At 71.4% G+C, this 18,446-nt stretch carries 19 protein-coding genes and 1 tRNA gene; 13 read left to right on the top strand and 7 right to left on the bottom strand.

What is annotated here, in order from left to right; all coding sequences use genetic code 11:
• Positions 1–23: 23 nt before the first annotated feature.
• The gene (locus V6V47_RS01320) at positions 24–1,193 is read left to right on the top strand and encodes a phospholipase D-like domain-containing protein (protein WP_334626049.1); all 1,170 of its coding nucleotides are present in this window, start codon (positions 24–26) and stop codon (positions 1,191–1,193) included.
• A 38-nt stretch (positions 1,194–1,231) separates the two neighbouring features.
• Here V6V47_RS01320 and V6V47_RS01315 read toward each other — a convergent pair whose 3' ends face one another.
• Entirely contained in the window at positions 1,232–2,146 is a 915-nt protein-coding gene (locus V6V47_RS01315) for an NADP-dependent oxidoreductase (protein ID WP_334626048.1), read from the bottom strand.
• Positions 2,147–2,321: 175 nt separating this feature from the next.
• Here V6V47_RS01315 and V6V47_RS01310 point away from each other — a divergent pair, with 175 nt between their 5' ends.
• Entirely contained in the window at positions 2,322–2,918 is a 597-nt protein-coding gene (locus V6V47_RS01310) for a TetR/AcrR family transcriptional regulator (protein WP_334626047.1), read from the top strand.
• Between the two features lie 29 nt (positions 2,919–2,947).
• On the opposite strand, the gene V6V47_RS01305 is transcribed toward V6V47_RS01310, so the two are convergent.
• Together V6V47_RS01305 and V6V47_RS01300 are read right to left on the bottom strand one after the other, a co-directional pair.
• Entirely contained in the window at positions 2,948–3,259 is a 312-nt protein-coding gene (locus tag V6V47_RS01305; protein WP_334626046.1) for a hypothetical protein, read from the bottom strand.
• A gap of 326 nt (positions 3,260–3,585) precedes the next feature.
• A complete protein-coding gene (locus V6V47_RS01300; RefSeq protein ID WP_334626045.1) occupies positions 3,586–4,335 on the bottom strand; it encodes a DinB family protein in 750 nt (249 codons plus the stop codon).
• A gap of 242 nt (positions 4,336–4,577) precedes the next feature.
• Here V6V47_RS01300 and V6V47_RS01295 point away from each other — a divergent pair, with 242 nt between their 5' ends.
• From V6V47_RS01295 to V6V47_RS01285, 3 genes are read left to right on the top strand one after another with little or no spacing between them, the layout of a single operon-like run.
• Complete coding sequence (locus tag V6V47_RS01295) at positions 4,578–5,765, top strand: sensor histidine kinase (protein WP_334626044.1); 1,188 nt, start codon at positions 4,578–4,580, stop codon at positions 5,763–5,765.
• Complete coding sequence (locus tag V6V47_RS01290) at positions 5,762–5,890, top strand: hypothetical protein (RefSeq protein WP_334626043.1); 129 nt, start codon at positions 5,762–5,764, stop codon at positions 5,888–5,890. Before V6V47_RS01295 ends, V6V47_RS01290 begins: the two co-directional genes overlap by 4 nt.
• Complete coding sequence (locus V6V47_RS01285) at positions 5,877–6,197, top strand: LuxR C-terminal-related transcriptional regulator (protein ID WP_334626042.1); 321 nt, start codon at positions 5,877–5,879, stop codon at positions 6,195–6,197. Before V6V47_RS01290 ends, V6V47_RS01285 begins: the two co-directional genes overlap by 14 nt.
• A 279-nt stretch (positions 6,198–6,476) precedes the next feature.
• Here V6V47_RS01285 and V6V47_RS01280 read toward each other — a convergent pair.
• Positions 6,477–6,550 (bottom strand) — tRNA-Arg (locus V6V47_RS01280).
• A 136-nt stretch (positions 6,551–6,686) separates the two neighbouring features.
• On the opposite strand from V6V47_RS01280, the gene V6V47_RS01275 reads away from it, so the two are divergent.
• The 4 genes from V6V47_RS01275 (at position 6,687) to V6V47_RS01260 (ending at position 12,613) form a co-directional block, all read left to right on the top strand.
• Positions 6,687–8,030 (top strand): lanthionine synthetase C family protein, encoded by a 1,344-nt coding sequence (locus tag V6V47_RS01275; RefSeq protein ID WP_334626041.1) that lies wholly within the window; start codon positions 6,687–6,689, stop codon positions 8,028–8,030.
• A 1-nt stretch (position 8,031) separates the two neighbouring features.
• Positions 8,032–11,202: a lantibiotic dehydratase gene (locus V6V47_RS01270; protein ID WP_334626040.1), complete on the top strand. Its 3,171-nt coding sequence runs from the start codon at positions 8,032–8,034 to the stop codon at positions 11,200–11,202.
• Between the two features lie 72 nt (positions 11,203–11,274).
• On the top strand, positions 11,275–12,363 hold the full coding sequence (locus V6V47_RS01265) for a hypothetical protein (protein WP_334626039.1): 1,089 nt from the start codon (positions 11,275–11,277) through the stop codon (positions 12,361–12,363).
• A 19-nt stretch (positions 12,364–12,382) separates the two neighbouring features.
• Positions 12,383–12,613, top strand: a complete 231-nt coding sequence (locus V6V47_RS01260) for a hypothetical protein (protein WP_334626038.1) — start codon at positions 12,383–12,385, stop codon at positions 12,611–12,613.
• On the opposite strand, the gene V6V47_RS01255 is transcribed toward V6V47_RS01260, so the two are convergent.
• Together V6V47_RS01255 and V6V47_RS01250 are read right to left on the bottom strand one after the other, a co-directional pair.
• Complete coding sequence (locus V6V47_RS01255) at positions 12,589–13,344, bottom strand: tRNA-uridine aminocarboxypropyltransferase (RefSeq protein WP_334626037.1); 756 nt, start codon at positions 13,342–13,344, stop codon at positions 12,589–12,591. The two genes, V6V47_RS01260 and V6V47_RS01255, sit on opposite strands and share 25 nt — an antisense overlap.
• Positions 13,345–13,366: 22 nt before the next feature.
• Positions 13,367–14,455: a hypothetical protein gene (locus V6V47_RS01250; protein WP_334626036.1), complete on the bottom strand. Its 1,089-nt coding sequence runs from the start codon at positions 14,453–14,455 to the stop codon at positions 13,367–13,369.
• Between the two features lie 126 nt (positions 14,456–14,581).
• On the opposite strand from V6V47_RS01250, the gene V6V47_RS01245 reads away from it, so the two are divergent.
• Positions 14,582–15,265 (top strand): hypothetical protein, encoded by a 684-nt coding sequence (locus V6V47_RS01245; protein ID WP_334626035.1) that lies wholly within the window; start codon positions 14,582–14,584, stop codon positions 15,263–15,265.
• 15 nt (positions 15,266–15,280) lie between these two features.
• Here the strand turns inward: V6V47_RS01245 and V6V47_RS01240 are convergent, their stop codons facing one another.
• Complete coding sequence (locus V6V47_RS01240) at positions 15,281–15,652, bottom strand: ArsR/SmtB family transcription factor (RefSeq protein ID WP_334626034.1); 372 nt, start codon at positions 15,650–15,652, stop codon at positions 15,281–15,283.
• A gap of 163 nt (positions 15,653–15,815) precedes the next feature.
• Between V6V47_RS01240 and V6V47_RS01235 the strand changes: the two genes are divergently transcribed.
• The 3 genes from V6V47_RS01235 to V6V47_RS01225 are packed head-to-tail and all read left to right on the top strand — an operon-like array spanning position 15,816 to position 18,282.
• A complete protein-coding gene (locus V6V47_RS01235) occupies positions 15,816–16,757 on the top strand; it encodes an ABC transporter ATP-binding protein (protein ID WP_334626033.1) in 942 nt (313 codons plus the stop codon).
• Positions 16,754–17,524: an ABC transporter permease gene (locus tag V6V47_RS01230; RefSeq protein ID WP_334626032.1), complete on the top strand. Its 771-nt coding sequence runs from the start codon at positions 16,754–16,756 to the stop codon at positions 17,522–17,524. Before V6V47_RS01235 ends, V6V47_RS01230 begins: the two co-directional genes overlap by 4 nt.
• The gene (locus V6V47_RS01225) at positions 17,521–18,282 is read left to right on the top strand and encodes an ABC transporter permease (protein ID WP_334626031.1); all 762 of its coding nucleotides are present in this window, start codon (positions 17,521–17,523) and stop codon (positions 18,280–18,282) included. The genes V6V47_RS01230 and V6V47_RS01225 overlap by 4 nt, the downstream gene beginning before the upstream one ends.
• Positions 18,283–18,446 lie beyond the last annotated feature (164 nt).

The following is an 18,446-nucleotide window of genomic DNA, read 5'->3' as shown; positions in this document are numbered from 1 at the left end:
TCGCCGTGGGTTTGAGTCAACCGGTGTCTCCGGCAGGAGCGGCACCCGCCGCCGCGCCGTCGAGCGTCTCCGCCGCGTCGGCCACGCTGGCGGGCTACCCGGTGTGGGCGCACTTCACCGATCCGACGGCCGGGCGCGACTACACCATCATCACCGAGCTGCAGCGGCTGATCGACGCGGCGCCCGCCGGCTCCACCATCCGGGGAGCGATCCACTCCCTGAGTGTGGACTCGGTCGCCGACGCGTTGCTGCGCGCCCAGGGGCGCGGCGTCACCGTGCTGGTGCTCCTGGACGGCAAGAACGCGACCTCGACCGACCCCGCGGTCACGACGATCAAGCGGCTCAGCAACTACCGGTTCTGCACGAACAGTAATGGCGGTACCGGTTGCATCAGCACCAGTGCCGACGGTGACATGCACACCAAGCTGTTCACCTTCACCAGCACCACCGACCCGAACGGCGTGGCCCGCAGCAACGTGGCCTGGTTCGGGTCCAGCAACCTCACCTACACCACCGGGCCGGACGCGTTCAACAACACCATCACCGTCTACGGCGACGCGACGCTCACCGCCGGGCTGAACGCCAACTTCGGCGACATGTGGAACCGTCGGCACTACAGCGGCAACGACTACTACGACTCCGCCTCCGGCCGGGGCTACTACCAGGCGACCGCGGCCGACGCGTACGCGTCGCCGGAGGGGGCGGGGCAGACCGACACCATCGAGACCCGGCTCAACGACCTGACCCCCGACGCCAACTGCCGGCTGCGGGTGGGCATGGCGTCGGTGACGACGGGGCGGCCGCAGATCGTGGACCAGGTCACCGGGCTGCGCGCCGCCGGGTGCAAGGTCTGGATGGTCGTCGGCACGAACGCGGACGGCGGAATCGCGATGAGCCAGTCGGTCTACAACGAGCTGCTCGACGCCGGCGTGTCCATTCGTCGTAAGGACAAGGTGCACGACAAGTTCTTCGCGGCCTACGGCAAGTACGGCAGCGCCTACCAGTACCGCGTCTACACCGGCTCGCAGAACTGGACCCAGGACGCCCTCAACGAGAACGACGAGCTGTTCGTCAAGATGGCCCCGGAGAGCGGGACCACGCACCCGCTCTACGACGCGTACTACGCACACTTCAACGACGCGTACAACTACGGGGTGAGCTGCTCGAAGAGCAGCTACCCCTGCCGGTCCTGAACCCGATCACCGCCCCCGCGCCAGCTCGAGGTGGGTGCTCAGTTCGTGAGCACCCACCGGCCACGATGTCCGCCCGCTCGCAGGGCGCGGTACGCCGACGCGGCCTCGGCCAGGGGGAACGCGCCGGCCCGACGCGGTTCCAGGACGCCCCGCGCGGTCAGCCCCAGCAACTCCCGCAGCAGGTCGCCGTCGGGACGTACGACCGCCGAGGTGACGCTGATGCCGCGTTCCGAAGCGGGTTCGAGGCCCGGGAAAACGCCGACATAGGACCCGTGGTCGCGGACGCTCCGCAGGGCTGCCCCGTTCAGAAGGGCGGTGTCCAACACCGCGTCGAAGTCGTGCGCTCGGTCGAGGGCCGTGATGACGTCCGTGCCCCCGGCTCTGGTCAGGAACTCTCGGTCGCTCGGACGGGCAAGTCCCGTGACGCTCCAGCCCGCGTGTGCGGCGAGGGCCACCGAGTAGCCGCCGACGGCGCCAGCAGCACCGGTGACGAGGAGCCGCCGCCCCTCGGCCGGGCCGAGCAGGGCGAGGAGTTGGGCGGCGGTCAGCGAGTTGAGCGGCACCGTGGCCGCGTCGAGCAGCTCGATCCCGTCCGGGACCGGCGCCGCGTCGGAGGCCGGGACGATCACGTACTCCGCTGCCGTGCCCGCAGCCGCGTGCGGGGCGTGCGGGAAGTGCAGTGCCGCGACCGGGGTGCCGACGGTGAGATCGGTGACCCCGGCACCCACCATGTCGACGACGCCCGCCACATCCAGACCCAGGCCGCGAGGGTGCGAGGGGCGTGCGGCATCGGCACCATGACGTGAACCGTCGATGATGTGGAGGTCGGCCGCATTGACTGCGGCGCCGACCATCCTGATGCGGATCTGTCCGGTCGTGGGCCGGGGATCCGGGAGATCCACCAGTTCCACCTCGTGGTCCGCGCCGCTGGTAGCGGCGACGATCGCTCGCATAATGGCACCCGTTTCGTGTCGTTTAAGGTGAATTGCGCGGTACGCCCGAGTCCAATGGAGGACTTGTCTGCACGTGCTGCTTGGGTACGCTGTCGGAGCAGCCCCGGAGCACTGCTCCGCCGCCTTCGTCGAAGATACGGAGCACCGCTCCGGTCGTCAACCGTGAGGGGACCACGTGCCCGAGACCACAGCCCGCGCCGACGTGCGACGCAACCGAGAGCGGCTCCTCGCCGCAGCCCGGGAGGCGATCGCCGCCGATGGCACCGAGGCGTCCCTGCGCGACATCGCCCGGCGCGCGGAAGTCGGCATCGGCACGCTCTACCGGCACTTTCCTACTCGGGAAGCTCTCCTCGAAGCGATTCTGGACACCAACTTCGACATGTTGCGCGAGCGCGCCGACCAGCTCCTCGACTCGCCGCCGGGCGCGCCGCTCGAGGCGTTCCTGACGTGGCTCGCCGACGTGGCCGCCGGTGCACGCACCTATCAGGGTCTACCGCACTCGATCATGGCGGCCCTGGCGGATGAGACCTCCGAACTACACGGGTCCTGCGCCGCCATGCGCGCCTCCGGAGGCCAGCTGCTGCGCCGCGCGCAGGAGGCCGGGCAGGTGCGCGCCGACGTCAACGTGTACGAGGTGATCACGATCGTCATCGGTCTGGCGTGGGCGGTGCAGCAGGACGGCGGGTCACCCGAGCTGATGGCCCGCCTGCTCGACGTCGCGGCGTACGGATTGGCAGTGCAGCCGGTGGTCGCCGCCCCCCAGGTCACCTAGATCGTTGACCGGTAATTCTGGGCAGGCCATCAGTGGTCGTAGGCGATCAAGGAGCGTTTGACGGGTGCGTCGATGGTCCAGTTGTGCCAGATCGCGGCGTTGAGGGCGAGCAGGCGTTGCAGGACACGGGTCCATAGGCCGGCCGGTACCCGCCCGCCGTGTTGTTCCAGGCCGAGTTGGTTCTTCAACGTCCAGATGATCGCTTCGATGCGTTGGCGTAGCCAGTTCGGGAAGGGTCTGGGAGTTTTCTCGTCCTTGCGGGCCGGGCGGATCAGTAGCAGGCCCAGGTCGGTGAACAGTTGCTCGCTGCCCTGGCCGGACAAGCCCTTGTCGGTGACCACGGTGGTGCCCGTTGCGGGCTGGTTAGCGGGCTGGCGGGTCAGGATCTGGCGGGTCGCTTCGCGTTCGCCGAACAGTTTGGGGTTGGCCAGGCCGAACCCGGTGACGGTGCCGTCGGCGGTGGTGACCCCCAGTACCAGCGGCTGTGCGCCGACTCGTAGCCGTAGCCGGCCCAGCCGAACAGATCCGAGCGTTGGCTGGTGGTGCGTGACTGCCCGCAGGGGATCGGGGTGGCGTCCATCAGGCGCAGCGGTTCAGCGGATGCATCGGTGTGTTCGGCCAGCCACCGCAGCGCGGCCTCCATCATAGGAGTGGACCTCCCAGAGCATCACGCATACTCCTGTTCCAGGATGGCCAGGTCGCGGTCGGCGAACTGCACGTGCGCCCACTGGTCGCTGAAGATGACTTGCAGGCACTTGACCGCCGTACGTTCGGCGGGCGGCGGGCAGCCGATCGCGGTGTTCGGCCCCCGCACGCGGTCCAGCTCCTCCTGCGTGACCTGCGCCAGATATGCGCGCAGATCGGCGATCCGCTCGGCGCGCACGGCGAGGATCTCGCCGAGGGTGGGCGCGGCCGACTCGTCGATGCCGAACTCGGTGCCGTTGGTGGTGAACGATGCGGGTACGCCGATGGGATGGAACGGGTTCGGGCGAAGGGCCGCCGCGTGGCCATACCAGGCGTCCACGACGAAGATCGTGTGGCGCAGGGTTTGGGCGAGCGACCATTCGTCGTTCACTGATCTGTGGACGGCTTCCTCTGGCAGCACGCTTGCGCGTCGCAGCGTCGCTTGCCACAGCTCCTCGATGACATCCACCGCATCGCGCATCGTCTCGGGTGTGGTTGGCTGCAGTCGAAGCCGTTCGGGGTGCAGGCGATCCAGCTCGGCCTCGATCAATGGCATGACCTCCACGCCGTTGACGCGCAGGCCGTCGATCGCCCCGTCGATGTCGGCGTCCAACAGCAGCACGCCACGCATCCGGGCGCCGCGGAGATCCACCTCGCGGAAGGTCGTGCTGGCCATTGACAGGTCGATGAACTCCGCACCCTCGTAGTCGGGCTGCTGCACGAATCGCGTCATCGGCACACCGTAGGGGCCCGGTACGACAAGATCACCAAATCACGATCCCAGCATTGGGCTGCCCGGAGGTTTCCGGACAGGGGTTCCATTCGGGACCATCGACCGGGAGCGGAGGAGATAGTAGTGGCACGAGTGAAGAGGAGAAATACCGGTCAACGATCTAGGCTCGCCAGGTGTCATCGGCGCTAGTCGACGTTTCTGCGTACTACCCCGAGCCCCCGTCCACACGCGAGGTTTGTCAGGTGCAAGCACCGGCGACAACCGTCAGGGGGGCCCGCGCCCGCGCGGAACTGCTGCTCCTCCAGGCGTCCGGCGCGCTCCGAGCCCTCCAGCTCTCCGTGGGCCTGCCGGTGCTCCTGGTCGGCGGCCTCAACGACTTCCGGTCCACCACGGCGATCGTCGGCAGCCATCTGGCGGCGGTCGCCTGGTCGGCGGCGCTGTTCACGGTGATGCTGCGCCGCCGGCGGGTCTCGCTGACATGGGTGCTGGCCGATCTGGCGCTCGCGATGATGTGGCTCGTCACCGTGCCGCAGCTGTGTGTCAAGTCCTGCGCGAGCGGCTGGCAGTTGTGGGTGGTCCCGTCGGCGATGGGCTCCATCATCCTGGCCATGATCTTCGTCCAGCTCAGCGTCGCGGCCGCCGGCACGCTGGTGGTGGTCGGTGCGTACGTGTTCGGCATCTGGGAGCACATGGCCCGGATCCGGGTGCCGGCACCGGACGCGATCGGCTCGGTGGCGGTGAACGTGTTCTTCATGCTGGGCTTCGGGGTGTTGAGCTGGGTGTGCGCCCGACTGCTCCGCGCCTCGGCCCGGCAGGTCGATCTGGCCACCGCCGACGCGATCGAGGCGCGGGCCCGTGAGGCCACCGCCCGCGCCCGTTACGACGAGCGGACCCGGCAGTACGACGTGCTGCACCACACGGTGCTCAGCACGTTGAGCAAGATCGCCCGGGGTGGGCTGGACCACCGCGCCGACGAGGTCCGCGCCCTGTGCACCCGCGACGCCGACTTCCTGCGCGGCCTCATGAGCGGCGCCGCCGACGTCGGCCCGGGTGACTTCGTCAGTGCCCTGGCCGGGGTGGTCCGCGACAAGCAGGCGCTCGGGCTGCGGGTGTACTCGCAGTTCCACGCCCTGCCGGTCACGCTGCCGCCGGCTGCCGCGTCGATGCTGCTCGGCGCCGCCCGGGAGGCGCTGAACAACGTGGCCAAGCACGCCAACGTCGACGAGGCCTGGCTGACCGCTGTCGGTGAGGGCGACGGGGTGCGGATCGTGGTGGTGGACCGCGGGGTCGGCTTCGATTCGGAGGCGGTGCCCGCCGGGCGCGGCCTGATGCGCGAGTTGCGGCACAGCGTGATCGAGACCGGAGGCACGGTGGACGTCACGTCCAGCCCAGGCCACGGCACGGTGGTGGAGGTTTCGTGGACCCCTTGATCGAGATCGCCGCGATCGACAACGACCAGATGCTGCTGGAGGGCATGGCGACGTGGCTCGCCTCGGTGCCCGACATCCGTCTGACCGCGACGGCGCGGTCGGTCGCGGGCGGTGGCGCGCGGTGACTCGCCACTGACCACCGAGCACGCCTTCTGGCTGGGGCGCGACGACCGACCGGACCGACCGGAGCTGACGCCGCGCGAGCACGAGGTGCTGGTGGCGTACGGCCGAGGGATGACCGTGGACGCGGTGGGCCGGCAGTTGGGCATCGCCGCCACGGTCCGCACCCACCTGGAGCGGGCCAAGCAGAAGTACGCCCACGCTGGCCGGCCGATCCGGCACCGGGGCCAGTACAGCGAGCGGATCCGCGAGGACGCGCTCGGCCGGGAACGGCTCCGCGGACCGGGCCACACACCGCCGGCCGACAAGTAGCGCGCGGGCTACCAGAGCAGTGCGGTGCCCAGCGCGACCGCGGCGCCGATCAGCAGTGCGAGCCCCGTTCCCACGCCGGTGACCGCGCTGATGCTGCTGCCCGACCACGGGAGCGGGTGCGGCACTGGGCGTGGCACCAGCTCGGCCGCGCGGTCTTCGAGCCCCTGTTCGCGGGAACGGGCGGCACCGCGAACATCGCCCGGTTCATCTTCCTCGAACCCGCGTCGCGGGACTTCTGCCTCGACAGACGGGCGCAGTGGTCCGTGCGGCGGTGGGGGGCACCTTCGGGGAGAATCCAACTCCCGACCTCCGGCTGCGTTCGCCGGTGTTCTACCCCTCTGAACTACGAAGGTGCGATGGGACGCGACCGAGGGGAATCCAACCCCTGACCTCCGGCTGCGTTTGCCGGTGTTCTACCCCTCTGAACTACGGGAACGTCCCGTACGGACGGTAGCATCTCGACCCCGGTGCGTGCGACCATCCGTCTCGATGACGACAGCCCGTACGGTCCCCCCGTGGACGCCACCCGTGACGCAGGGCACGGCCCGGCGCGCTCGCGAGGTCGCGCTGGCGGTCGCCGCAGCGCTTCGCGACCGCGCCGGTCCTGCCCTGCCGGTCCCCACCCCGCCCGAGGGCGGGTCCGGGACCGGAGGGAGCGCCGACGACGCATGGCGTCCGTCCAGTCTGGCCTCCGGGTATCCGGGTCTGGCTCTGCTGGCCGCCTACCTCGACGAGTGTCGACCGGGCGACGGCTGGGCCCGCACCGGGCACCTCGCGCTCACCGCCAGCGTCCGGGACGAGGCGGAGCTGACCCGGCTCGGCCCGTCGCTCTACACCGGGTGGGGCGGACTCGCGGTCGCCGCGACGGCACTGGCCCGCAGCCGACCTCGCTACGGCGCGTTCCTGGCGAGCGCCGACAGTGCTCTCTCCGCCAGCGCAGCGGCACTGGTACACGAGGTGAGTACCAACGACCCACCGTTTCGGCCACCGTTGATCGACCTCATCACCGGCCTCGCCGGAGTGACCGTGGCGCTGCTCGCCCGGCGCGGCACCCCAGCGGTCGACGCGGTGCTGCCCGAGGCGCTCGCGGCGCTCGCCACACTCGCCGAGCCCGACGCGAGCAACGGGGGCCATCCGCGCCTGGTCGCACCGCCGCAGTGGGGGGCGCTGCGGTTGGACGGCGGCCACCCTCTGCTCAACCTCGGTCTCGCGCACGGCCTGCCCGGTGTGCTGGCCACGCTGTCGCTCGCGCTGAGCGACGGTGCTGGTGGCGATGCCGAGGCAGCCGCGGTGGCGACACTGGCGCAGTGGCTGCGCCGATATCGACGCATCGACCGATGGGGGCCCGTCTGGCCCAACGGCGTGTCCGTCGACCCGACCGCTTCGATGCCACCGCCCGGTCGGATGGCCTGGTGCTACGGCACCGCCGGCTGTACGCGGGCGCTGTGGCTGGCCGGCCGCGCGCTGGACCGGGAGCAGTGGCGGGACGAGGCGGTGGACGCGATCCGTGGGGCGCTGCGCCGGCCGCCGTCCGAGCGAGGGCTCAGCTCGCCGACGTTCTGCCACGGCCAGGCCGGGCTCCTGCACATCGCGCTGCGTTTCGCCGGGGACACCGGCGACGACGAGATCTGCGCGGCGATCGACGCCGAGGTCGTCCGCCTGATCGACGCGTACGAGCCGACCAGCGCCTACGGCTACCAGCGGGTGGAGAGCGGAGCCGTACCGTCGGATTCCGCGGGACTGCTCGACGGCGCGGCCGGTGTGGCCCTGGTGCTGCTGGCCGCCTCCGGCGACCAGCCACCGACCTGGGACCGCATCTTCCTGGTTGCCTGACATGACACGACGGGGGGCGACCTGGGCTGCGGCGCAGACCTTCATGGTGCGGGCACCAGCGCTGCCGGTGGACCGTCTCGTCGAGTTGTCCAGGCCTGCGTCCCTCATGGACCTCGACCGTGCGCTGGCGGTGCCCGGCCGTACGCCCGTGGTGGCCCTGGCCCTCGCCATCGCCTCGCCGTCGATGGCGGCGGCGGTCGCGGTGTGCACCGACTCCGGTGCCGACCTGGCACCGATCCGTAACGCACTGGCCTCCTACCTGGTTCGGATGGCCACCCGGCCCACTCCCTTCGGCCTGTTCGCCGGTGTGGCCCTGGGGGAGTGGGGCGACACTGCCCAGCTCACGCTGGGCCCGCTGACCCGCCGGACCCGCCCGGACCTGGCCTGGCTGCTCGACCTGGTGCAGCAGTGGGAGCACCACCCTGCGATCCGGCGAGGGCTACGACTCACCACCCATCCGGCTGCCCACGTGCGCGCCGGCCGAGCCGTGCTGCCGGACGCCGCCGTGGGCAACGGAGGGTCGTCCGTTCGCGCCACCGCCGTGGTGCGGGAGGCGTTGACGGCCTGCCGAGCCGGCACCGACTACGCCGCACTGGTCGGAGCGCTCGCCTCCACCGGCCGGGACCCCGACCGGACTCGGGCCGCCGTCGACACGCTCATCGAGCGGGGGTTCCTGGTCACCGGCCTGCGTCCGGCGCTGACCGGAGCGCCCGCGCGAGAGGTTGCGCAGGTGCTCGCCACGGTCGACCCGTCGGTCGCCGTCGCGCTGCACGGCCTGCTGGACGCCCTCGCCGAGTGGGACGGCCTGCCGGCCGGCGCGGCGCTGCATCTACTGCCGCACCTGCTCGCTCGCGCCGAGTCCCTGCGCGGCAGGGCCGCGGCGGCCCAGGACCGGCCACTGGACGGCGCCCGCAACAACGGGACGTCGACGCGTACGGCCGCGCCGCAGCGGGCGACTCCGGACTCCGCTGCCGTGTTCGGAGTGGACGCGACCTTCGCCGGATCGGCCCTTCGGCTGCCCGCCGAGGTTGCCCGGGAGGCGAGCCGCGCGGTCGACGTCCTGTCCCGCCTGTCGCCGTGGTCCACCCGGTTTCCCGGCCTGGCCGCGTGGCGACCGGGGTTCGTCGAGGCGTACGGGCCGGACCGGCTGGTGCCCGTGCTGGACCTGATCGGGGCCGGTCTGCCCGACCTGCACGCCACCCCGCCACCTCGACCCCGCTACGACCGGCTGCTGGTCCGACTCGCCGGTGAGACACTCAGCGCCGGCGATCGGGTGCTGTGGTTGGACGAGCCCCGGATCGCCGAGCTCGAAGGCGCCGCGGAGCGTACGGGGTCCATACCGGATTCGGTCGACCTCTTCTGCGCGCTGGCAGCCCGCGACGAGCGGGCCGTGGACGACGGCGACTTCCTGCTCGTGCTGTCCGGTGTGGGCGTGACCGCGCCAGCTGGCCGGTCGTTCGGCCGCTTCGCGCACCTGTTCGACGAGGGCGCGCTGGCGTTCCTGCGCGACCTGGCGGCACGCGACCCGGCGAGGCAGGCGGATACCCCGACGGTCGTGGCCGAACTGACCTTCGCGCCGGTACGGCCGCGAGCGGCCAACGTCATGGTCCGGCCGATCCTGCCGGAGCACGTCATCGCGGTGAACGGTGGCCCACCACCGCGCGGGCGGCACGTCATCCCGCTGGCCGAACTGGCGGTGACGCTGCGCGAGGGACGGCTACGGTTGGTCTGGACCCGCACCGGCGCGGACGTGCTGGCGTACGGTCTGCACCTGCTCAGCCCCGGCCTGTCGCCTCCGCTGGCGCAGTTCCTGCACGCGGTGAGCTTCGACGGCGAGTCGGGGATGCTGGACCGGTTCTCGTGGGGCCCGGCCGAGCACCTGCCGTTCCGACCGCGGGTGCAGGTGGGCCGTGTGGTGCTGCGCCCCGCCGGCTGGAGCCTGGACCCCGGGTTCCTGCGCGCCTACGCAGGGGACCGGACGGCCGCCCGGCGGCAGGTCGGGCTGCCCCGGTACGTCCTGCTCGGCCCTCGGGACGAGCAGCTCCTGATCGACCTGGACAGCGAGCTCGGGGCCACGCTGCTGCTCGCCGCGGGTAATCGGCTGCCGGAGGGGGCACGGCTGGACGTGCAGGAGGCACTCCCCGATCCGGAATCGGCCGCCGCGTGGTCACCGGACGGGCGGCGGCTCGTCGAGTTGGTCGTACCGATGATTCGGACCGGCCGCCGCGACGAGGACGCGCGGGCCGGCACCGGCGCACGGGCCGGCGACGGCGACGCGGATCCGGGCGGTGGCCCACCGCAACGTCGGGTGATCGCCCGGGTGGTGCGGCTGCGTCCGCCGGGCTCGGATTGGCTGTACGCCAAGCTGTACCTGCCACCGGACGCGGCCGACGACCTGCTCGGCGGCCCGATCCGTGAGCTGGCCGGTGAGTTGTGTGCGACCGGCGCGGCACGCTCGTGGTTCTTCCTCCGGTACGCCGACCCCCGGTTCCACCTGCGGTTGCGGTTCACCGGCGACCCGGAGCGGCTGCGGGAGGAGGTGCTGGGGAGGTTGTGCCACTGGGCCGCGGGCCTGGTCGACCAGGGCGTGCTCGATCGGTTCGCCCTGGACACGTACGAGCGGGAGGTCGAGCGGTACGGCGGGCCCGCCGGACTGGACCTGGCCGAGCGGCTGTTCGCCGCGGACAGCGAGGCGGTCTGCCGGCTGCTCGCCGACCGGACTGTGCGCGCCGCGCCCGACCGCCGGCACCTGGCCGTGCGGACCGTGGACGACCTGCTGGACGCCCTCGGGTACCCGCCGGCGCGCCGGCTCCGGTGGTACCGCGCGCACCGCAGTCCCCGGCACCCGGTGGAGTCGGCCGAGTTCCGGGCGGACAAGCACGGGGTACGCGTGCTGGTCGCCGGTACGCCCGTCGGCGATCCGATGGCGCCGATCCTGGACGCGCGACGGGCCGTCGTCACCGAGGTGGCAGCGGGCCTGGACGCCGAGCACCTCGCCGGCCGACTGGAGACGCCGCACCCCCAGGTGGTACGCAGCCTCGTCCACATGCACCTGAACCGGCTCGTCGGCGGCCGCCCGGACCTCGAGCAGCGGGTCTTCGCGCTGGCGGGGCTGGCGTTGGGCAGCGTGCTCGCGTGGCCGCTGTCCATTGCCCGACAGCACCCGGTCTGAGGGTGTAGTCGATCAGTCGCCCGAGCGTAGTGTGCTCGACACAGGACGCTCCGCGATCCTCGGGGAGATCAGATGCCCAGCCACATCGTCGATGTCGCAGCCCGGTCCAGGATCCTGCGTGCGCAGCCGCTGCTCGGTCACGCGTGGGTGATGTCTCCGCCGGAGGCCCTCACCTACCTGCGGGAGCCCCGCTCGATGCTGCGCACCCTCGGCATCCGGCTGCCCGCCGAGTGCCCGATCGAGACCGTGCTGCAGAACCATGACTGGCTCACCGGTCACACCGACGGCCTCGCCGCGCCCGGCGAGATCGTCGTCTACGCCCGCGGCGAGGGCGACGGCCAGCGGTTCTACCGGGTCCTGCTCTACGCGAGCAAGGCCAGCCGACCGGTGCCCGAGCGGCAGTTGCTGCACGACCCGACCGAGGAGGAGCGGCCGACCAGCCGCGTCTCGGATCGGGTCCGAGGCCGGGTGGACGCGATCCGCCGGTCGATGACCGCCGCACCGATCCACAACGACGTGCACACCTGGCTCGCGCCGCTCACCATCGACGTCCCGGTGACGAAGTCGAACGCCGAGGCGCACCGCGTGCTCACCGCCCTGATCGACGCCGTCGGGCAGATCCTGCCGACGAACCCCGCGTTCGAGCCGGTCGTCGAGGAGCTGTCGACCGTCCTGCAGCGGCAGTTCAATCCGGGCTACTCCAGCGTCTACCGCGCGTACCGGGCGCCCGACGCCACGTTCCACCGGGCGTTCACCGGGCTGCTCTACGCCAAGGCGGTGCATGTCCTGGCCACCAGTGGCTTCCAGCGGGACCAGCAGGTCGACGACGTGGCTCGGCTCCTCGCCGATCCCGCCCCGGCGTTGCGCGTGTTGACCGACGCGGCCCGGGCGCACAATCCCGACTTCTTCGCACACGCCACCGTCGAGGCCGCGGCGCGCCGCCGGGACGAGGGGCGACTCGATCGCCGACTGGCCGAGGCGGAGGAGCAGTTCGCCTCCTTCGACCCCGACCGGCGATCGCGGGTCTCCCGGTTCGACGCCCCGTCTCGCCGGCTCGAGCTGCTCAGCTCGGAGAACCGCACGGAATGGTGGTTCCTCCCGGCTCTCGTCGCGTACGCCATCAATGTCTGGCCGCTGCGCGGCGACCAGGTGCCGCAGTAGTAGGAGAAGGGTGAGCCACATGCGCAACTCCGACGCGCGGCTGACGGGTACGGCGCTCGTCGAGGACGACGACGAGTTCGACCTCGACCTGAGGGTCTCGCCGGGCTGGTTCGCGACACCGACGGAGATCGGGGCGAGCGGCACCTGCGGCGGCTGCCCGGAATGGACCGAGGAGGGCAGCAGTTGCCAGTTCAGCTGCCAGGATTCGTGTGGCGGAGGCTGCAGCTACAACCCGGTCTGCGGGGAGTGACCGGGCAGGGGCGGCAGGTAGCCCGCGCGCTCCAGTGCCGCCGGGTCGTCCAGCACGTCGCCGCCCGCCGCGTCCGCGCACGCCAGATGCATGCCGACCAGCGCCGCGAGCGGGCGTAGCAGCGCCATCCGTACGACCGGATCGTCACCGAGCAGGATGAGCGCCTCGGCGACGGCCTCCACGGTCGACAGACCGTGCGGGAAGGGCTGAGCGCGGATCGCGTACCGGCTCGACGTTGCCGGTGCGAGCGACAGTCGGGGTAGCGCGCCCAACTCCGGGTCGGCGCCGAGCATGCTCCGGGCCTGCCCCCAGGTGCCGTCGATCACCACGAGCGTGCGGGGAGCCGCTGCGGCGCCGTGCTCCCCGCCCGCGCCGGGCCCGTCGACGATTCTGTGCCCGACGGCGCCGTCGGCACTGCCGGGAACGGGTGACAGGGGCGCCGCGGCGGGTGGCCCGGCCGCCGTGGTCGGAGCGGGATACAGCAGGAGCGGGGGCCGGTCAGGCTCGCCGAAGATGGCGCGGGTGGCCGCCGGTGGCCGGCGGACACCGACGTACACCTCGGTCTCCGGGATCGTCCGCACCAGGACCGGCACCGTGCCGAACGCGTGGCGTGCCTCGCGGGGGTGGCGCAGCACGACGAGCCGGTGGCGCGTCCGCACCCGCGACACGTATCGGCACCAACAGCCGGCAACCGGCCGGCCGCAGTCCGGGCACCGGGGCCGGCGGCCCACGGTCGCCGCTGGACGCGGTCGGTCAGCAGTAGGCTCGGCGGCCACCGTCGCCCCCCTCCGTAGCGATCCGGGCGTCCAAGTCCGGCGGAGCGTCCAGCACCAGGCGGCCCCCGTACGCCCGCGCGTCCAGCACGCTGAGCACCTCGGCCCATGGGCCGCCGGCGCACAGGGCGTCGAGGATCCACGGCAGTGTGCGCCACTCGCCGAGCGACACCGTGTCGGGCGGGCCGATCAGCCACACCGGGGCTGGTGCGAGGCCGCGGCGCAGCGCGGGGAAGAGCGCCGTCGCGCGGCAGGTCAGCAGCACCCAGAGCCGGTGCCGGTCGAGGGCCAGGCCGGGGGAGGCTTCGGCGGCGGGCTCGGCGAATACCGGCGCCGGCAGTCCACCGGGCGCCCGCCGCGCCACCCAGTGGGTGAGCCGGGCGGTCGCGCTGCTGGGGACGAGATTCCGGTACGAGAGGACCACCCGGCTCGCGCCGGCCCGCTCGATGTGGATCAGCCCGTCGGCCAGCCAGCGGTCGAGGGTCTCCTCCAGCCGCTCACCGCGCTGCCGTCCGTCCCGTGCGGCCCGCCGGACCAGGCGCGCGGGCGCGGCGGGCAGCCCACTGTCAGCGGCGACCGTGACCGGTAGCGCGGGTTCGAAGTCGGCGCCGAGGCCGAAGCGCAGGTGTCCCAGGTACATGCAGACCGTGGCGGAGTGCAGCCCGTCGAGCAGTGCCGAGGCGGCGGCCACGCCCTGTCGGCCGTCGATGTTCGCGACGAGCCGGACCACCACCGGACGGCCAGGCTCGGATGGCGCCGGCCGGAAGGCGTCCGGGTGGGTGAGGTAGGTGCTGCAACCGTCCGCCACCGGGGCGCGACCCAGCGCGTCCAGCACGCGGGCTGCGGCAGTGGGGCCCACGGCGTACCCACGGTCGCGCAGCGCGGCGACGAGGGCGCGGTGCCGCCCGGCCGTGCCCTGCGCGTCCCACGTCGGCGTCCCGCCGGCACCAGCAGGATCCGCGGGCGGGTTCCGGTCGCCCTCGTCGTCGTGGCCGAGGGCGATCACGCACTCCAGCGGCGTGCCGGCGGCCAGGGCCGCGTACGGCGGTGTGCCGTGCGGGTGTCCCATCTGACCATCGTGCACGGCCGGGGCCGACGCGCAGCCGCGGTGCCGCCTTTCCGTCAGTGCCGCCTTCGACGGGAGTGAGTACGACGACTCATCCCCGCAGTACGGCCAGCCGGCATGCTCGTGCCCATGGCTTCTCTCCGGCGGATCAGGCTAGTGGTGGCTGCGGCTCTGGTGCTCGCCCTCGCGGCATGCGAATCTGACGCCCCCAAACCCCGGGAGAGCGCCGAGGAAGCTCGGTCGGCCGCTGTCCGGCAGGCGGGTACGGTGGCCGCCGCGCAGATCGACGGGATGCTCGACTCGACGACCCGGCAAATGCCGGCGCTGAGGCTGGTCGCGACGTCGACGTCCGACTCCTGTCGCGCTGGCGAGACGCAGGGCACCTTTCCGCACGACACGTACCGGCTGCGGTGCGCGCGTACCGAGACCAGGTACTTCGGCGCCGGAGGGGATCTCCGTGAGCTGCTGCGCATGGTGGACAGGGGGACGACGACGGTTGGATTGATCAAGGTCTCCGGCGAAACGTTGGAGAACCTTGAGGCCCGCTATGGGGCCGACTACGAAGAGCTCCTGGTGCTGTTGGGAATGACCTTCGGCAGGCCCGGGTACGACGGGCAGGTCCACATCAGGTACTCGCAGGTGAGCGGACGACGGACCAACTATCCCCCGGTGGAGCTTCGCTGGCCGGTGGTTTACCACGACGATCACCCGGTCGACCTCGATGCGCTCTGGAGCGGGCCGCTGCGCGGGCACAGGTATCTCGTCACCGTCTCGTCGACGACGACGTACCACGAGGTGCCCTGGCCCTCCTGACCCGTGCCCTGTCGTTCAGCGGGCTCTCTTCGTCGCCCGCTTGCGGGGCGGGGTCAACAGTTCGGCGATCGCCGAGATCGCGGACGGCACCAGACGGTAGTACGCCCAGACGCCGCGCTTCTCGCGCTCGAGCAGGCCGGCCTCGGTGAGGATCCGGAGATGGTGACTCACGGTCGGCTGGGAGAGGTTGAGCGGCGCGGTGAGGTCGGTGACGGACGCCTCGCCCTCCGGTGCGGACTGGATCAGACTGAGTAGTCGCAGCCGGGCCGGGTCGGCGAATGCTTTCAGCACCCCCGCGAGTCGCTCGGCGTCAGCGCGCTTGATCGGCTCACCGGCGAGCGGCGAGATGGCAGGCATGGCAGTTTTCGCAGTTCCCACGCCTTGCATCGTTCCACCTGCACGCTCGCCAAATCGGTGGAAACCGGTACCAGCACCCCGATTGCTACGGATGGTGTCGACCAGAACAGCGGCATCACCCCCCGCCGTCAAGTAATTTCTCATAGTCGTCTCATTCTTGCAGACTTTCGTCGCCTACTTGTAGCCTGCGATGGTGATCGATTCAACGGCGCTCGTCACCGCGCGCGGGCTCACCAAGGTCTACGACGGGCCGCCGGCACACACCGCCGTCGCCGGCATCGACTTCGACGTCCTCCGCGGCGAGGCGTTCGGGTTCCTCGGGCCCAACGGCGCCGGCAAGTCCACCACCATGCGGATGATCGGATGCGTGTCACCGCGCAGCGGCGGCGAGCTGACCATCCTGGGTCGGGACGCCGCCCGGGAACGCCGCACGATCAAGGCGCGGATCGGCTCGGTGCCGCAGGACGACACGCTCGACACGGAGCTGACCGTCGAGGAGAACATCCTGATCTACGGTCGGTATTTCGGCCTGCCCCGCGCGGTGATCCGCGAGCGTACCGACCGGCTGCTGGACTTCGCCCGGCTCGTCGACAAACGCAGCGCCCGGGTGCAGGAGCTGTCCGGGGGCATGCGTCGCCGGCTCACCATCGCCCGATCCCTGGTCAACGAACCGGACCTGGTGCTTCTCGACGAGCCCACCACCGGCCTCGACCCGCAGGCCCGGCACCTGCTGTGGGAGCGGCTGTTCCGGCTCAAGCAGGACGGCGTCACGCTGATCCTCACCACCCACTACATGGACGAGGCCGAACAGCTCTGCGACCGACTCGCCGTGATGGACGGCGGCCGGATCGTCGCGCACGGCTCACCGCGCGAGCTGATCGAGCGGTACGCGACTCGTGAGGTGCTGGAACTGCGCTTCCCCCTCGACCAGCACGAGCTCGCCGTCGAGAAGGCGCGCGGCATCGGTGACCGGCTCGAGGTGCTGCCCGACCGGCTGCTCTGCTACGCCGCCGACGGCGAGGCCGCCCTGGAAGAGGTACACCGACGCGGGCTCGATCCGTTGACCGCCCTGGTCCGCCGATCCGGGCTGGAAGACGTCTTCCTCACCCTCACCGGCCGGACCCTGGTCGAGTGAGCGCCGCCGACAGTCTTCTGCGCGTTCCAGCGGCGCGCGAGGCCGCCTACTGGTGGCACCTGTACCGGCGAACCTGGCGCGGCACGATCGTGATCAGCGTCGCGAACCCGCTGCTGTTCGTCGTCGCCATGGGCTTCGGCCTCGGCCAACTGGTCGACGCGCGCGACAGCACCTATCTGCAGGGCTCGTACCTCGGCTTCGTCGCACCCGGTCTGCTCGCGGCGTCGGCGATGCAACTGGGCTTCATCAACTCGGCTGGACCGGTGTTCCAGTCCGCTCGGGTCGGCGGCAACTACCGCGCGGCGGTCACCACGCCGATGGAGCCGACCGACGTCCTCACCGGTCATCTGCTGTTCAACGCCTTCCGACTGCTCACCGCCTCGATCGGGATCCTCGTGGTCCTCGTCGGGTTCGGCGCCACCGAGCTGAAGGACGCGCCGGGGTCACTGCTGGCGGCGGTGCTCACCGGCCTGGCCTTCGCCGCGCCGGTGGCCGCGTTCGCGATCACCGTGGAGCGCCCCGCGAAGCTGAGCGCGCTCTTCCGGTTCGTGATCATGCCGCTGTACATGTTCTCCGGCACGTTCTTCCCGGCCGAGCAGCTCCCCGACTGGCTGGAGCGGCTGGTCTGGGTCAGCCCCCTCTGGCACGGCACCGAGCTGTGTCGCGGATCCGGCTCCACCGCGATCCACCTTCTCGTCCTGCTCACGCTGATCGCTGTCGGCTACCTCGCGGCTCGACGCACCTACACCCGGAGGCTCACCGCGTGAACGCCGCCGTGCTCGTCGAGCGCAACCTGATGATCTACAAGCACACCTGGTACGTGCTGCTCGCGGAGATCTTCGAGCCGGTGCTCTACCTCCTCTCGATCGGGGTCGGCATCGGCGTACTGGTGGGCACGGTCACCGACGTGCCGAACGGCACCCCGATCCGGTACGCCGCGTTCGTGGCACCCGCCCTGCTCGCCACCGCGGCGATGAACGGCGCCATGAACGAGACCACCTTCCTCATGTACGGCAAGCTCAAGGCCGACCGCACGTACGAATCGATGCTCGCCACCCCGTTGACCGAGCGGGACGTGGCCCTCGGCGAGGTCGGCTGGGCGGTGCTGCGCGGCACCATCGTCAGCGCCGCCTTCCTGGTGGTGGTCACCGTCCTCGGCCTGGTCACGTCACCGTGGGCCATCCTGGTCGTGCCGGGTGCGGCGCTGATCGCCTTCGCCTTCGCCACCGCTGGCGTCGTGGTCGTCACCTACCTGCGCGACTGGCAGGACATGCAGTACATCCAGCTCGTCATGCTGCCCATGTTCCTGTTCGCCACGACGTTCTATCCCCTCTCGGTCTACCCCCGGCCGATCCAGATCGTGGTCCAGTGGCTGCCGCTCTACCAGTCCATCGAACTGCTGCGGAATCCGGCACTCGGAGTCCTGTCGGTGAAGTCGCTCGTGGCGGTGGTGTACCTGGCCGTGATGGGCGCGATCTGCCTGCGGCTGGCCGTACGCCGCCTGCGAACCACCCTCGCCCAGTAACAATTGCCGCGGCGCGCTGACAGTTTCCATTCGACGGACTCCGCATGGCGCAGCACAGCCCGGCTGCCGCTCGCGCCGCGCCCGGTCTGCCCCCGGAAATATCCGGGAGAGGGCTTCTGACCTGCCGCCAACGGCCGACGTTGGGGCAGCGTGGGCTGGGTATT

Origin of the sequence: Micromonospora sp. CPCC 205539 (genome assembly GCF_036906815.1) — a bacterium.
Taxonomy (GTDB): domain Bacteria; phylum Actinomycetota; class Actinomycetes; order Mycobacteriales; family Micromonosporaceae; genus Micromonospora.
Note: the sequence above shows the minus strand (reverse complement) of the source record. Positions and strands in the feature narration are given on the sequence as shown.

Bases quoted from the DNA above. Each gene is read 5' to 3' on its own strand.
- V6V47_RS01245 (WP_334626035.1), top strand. From the start codon at position 14,582: ATGGCTTCTCTCCGGCGGATCAGGCTAGTGGTGGCTGCGGCTCTGGTG.
- V6V47_RS01265 (WP_334626039.1), top strand. From the start codon at position 11,275: ATGCCCAGCCACATCGTCGATGTCGCAGCCCGGTCCAGGATCCTGCGT.
- V6V47_RS01250 (WP_334626036.1), bottom strand. From the start codon at position 14,455: ATGGGACACCCGCACGGCACACCGCCGTACGCGGCCCTGGCCGCCGGC.
- V6V47_RS01240 (WP_334626034.1), bottom strand. From the start codon at position 15,652: ATGCAAGGCGTGGGAACTGCGAAAACTGCCATGCCTGCCATCTCGCCG.
- V6V47_RS01315 (WP_334626048.1), bottom strand. From the start codon at position 2,146: ATGCGAGCGATCGTCGCCGCTACCAGCGGCGCGGACCACGAGGTGGAA.
- V6V47_RS01260 (WP_334626038.1), top strand. From the start codon at position 12,383: ATGCGCAACTCCGACGCGCGGCTGACGGGTACGGCGCTCGTCGAGGAC.
- V6V47_RS01270 (WP_334626040.1), top strand. From the start codon at position 8,032: ATGACACGACGGGGGGCGACCTGGGCTGCGGCGCAGACCTTCATGGTG.
- V6V47_RS01300 (WP_334626045.1), bottom strand. From the start codon at position 4,335: ATGACGCGATTCGTGCAGCAGCCCGACTACGAGGGTGCGGAGTTCATC.
- V6V47_RS01275 (WP_334626041.1), top strand. From the start codon at position 6,687: ATGACGACAGCCCGTACGGTCCCCCCGTGGACGCCACCCGTGACGCAG.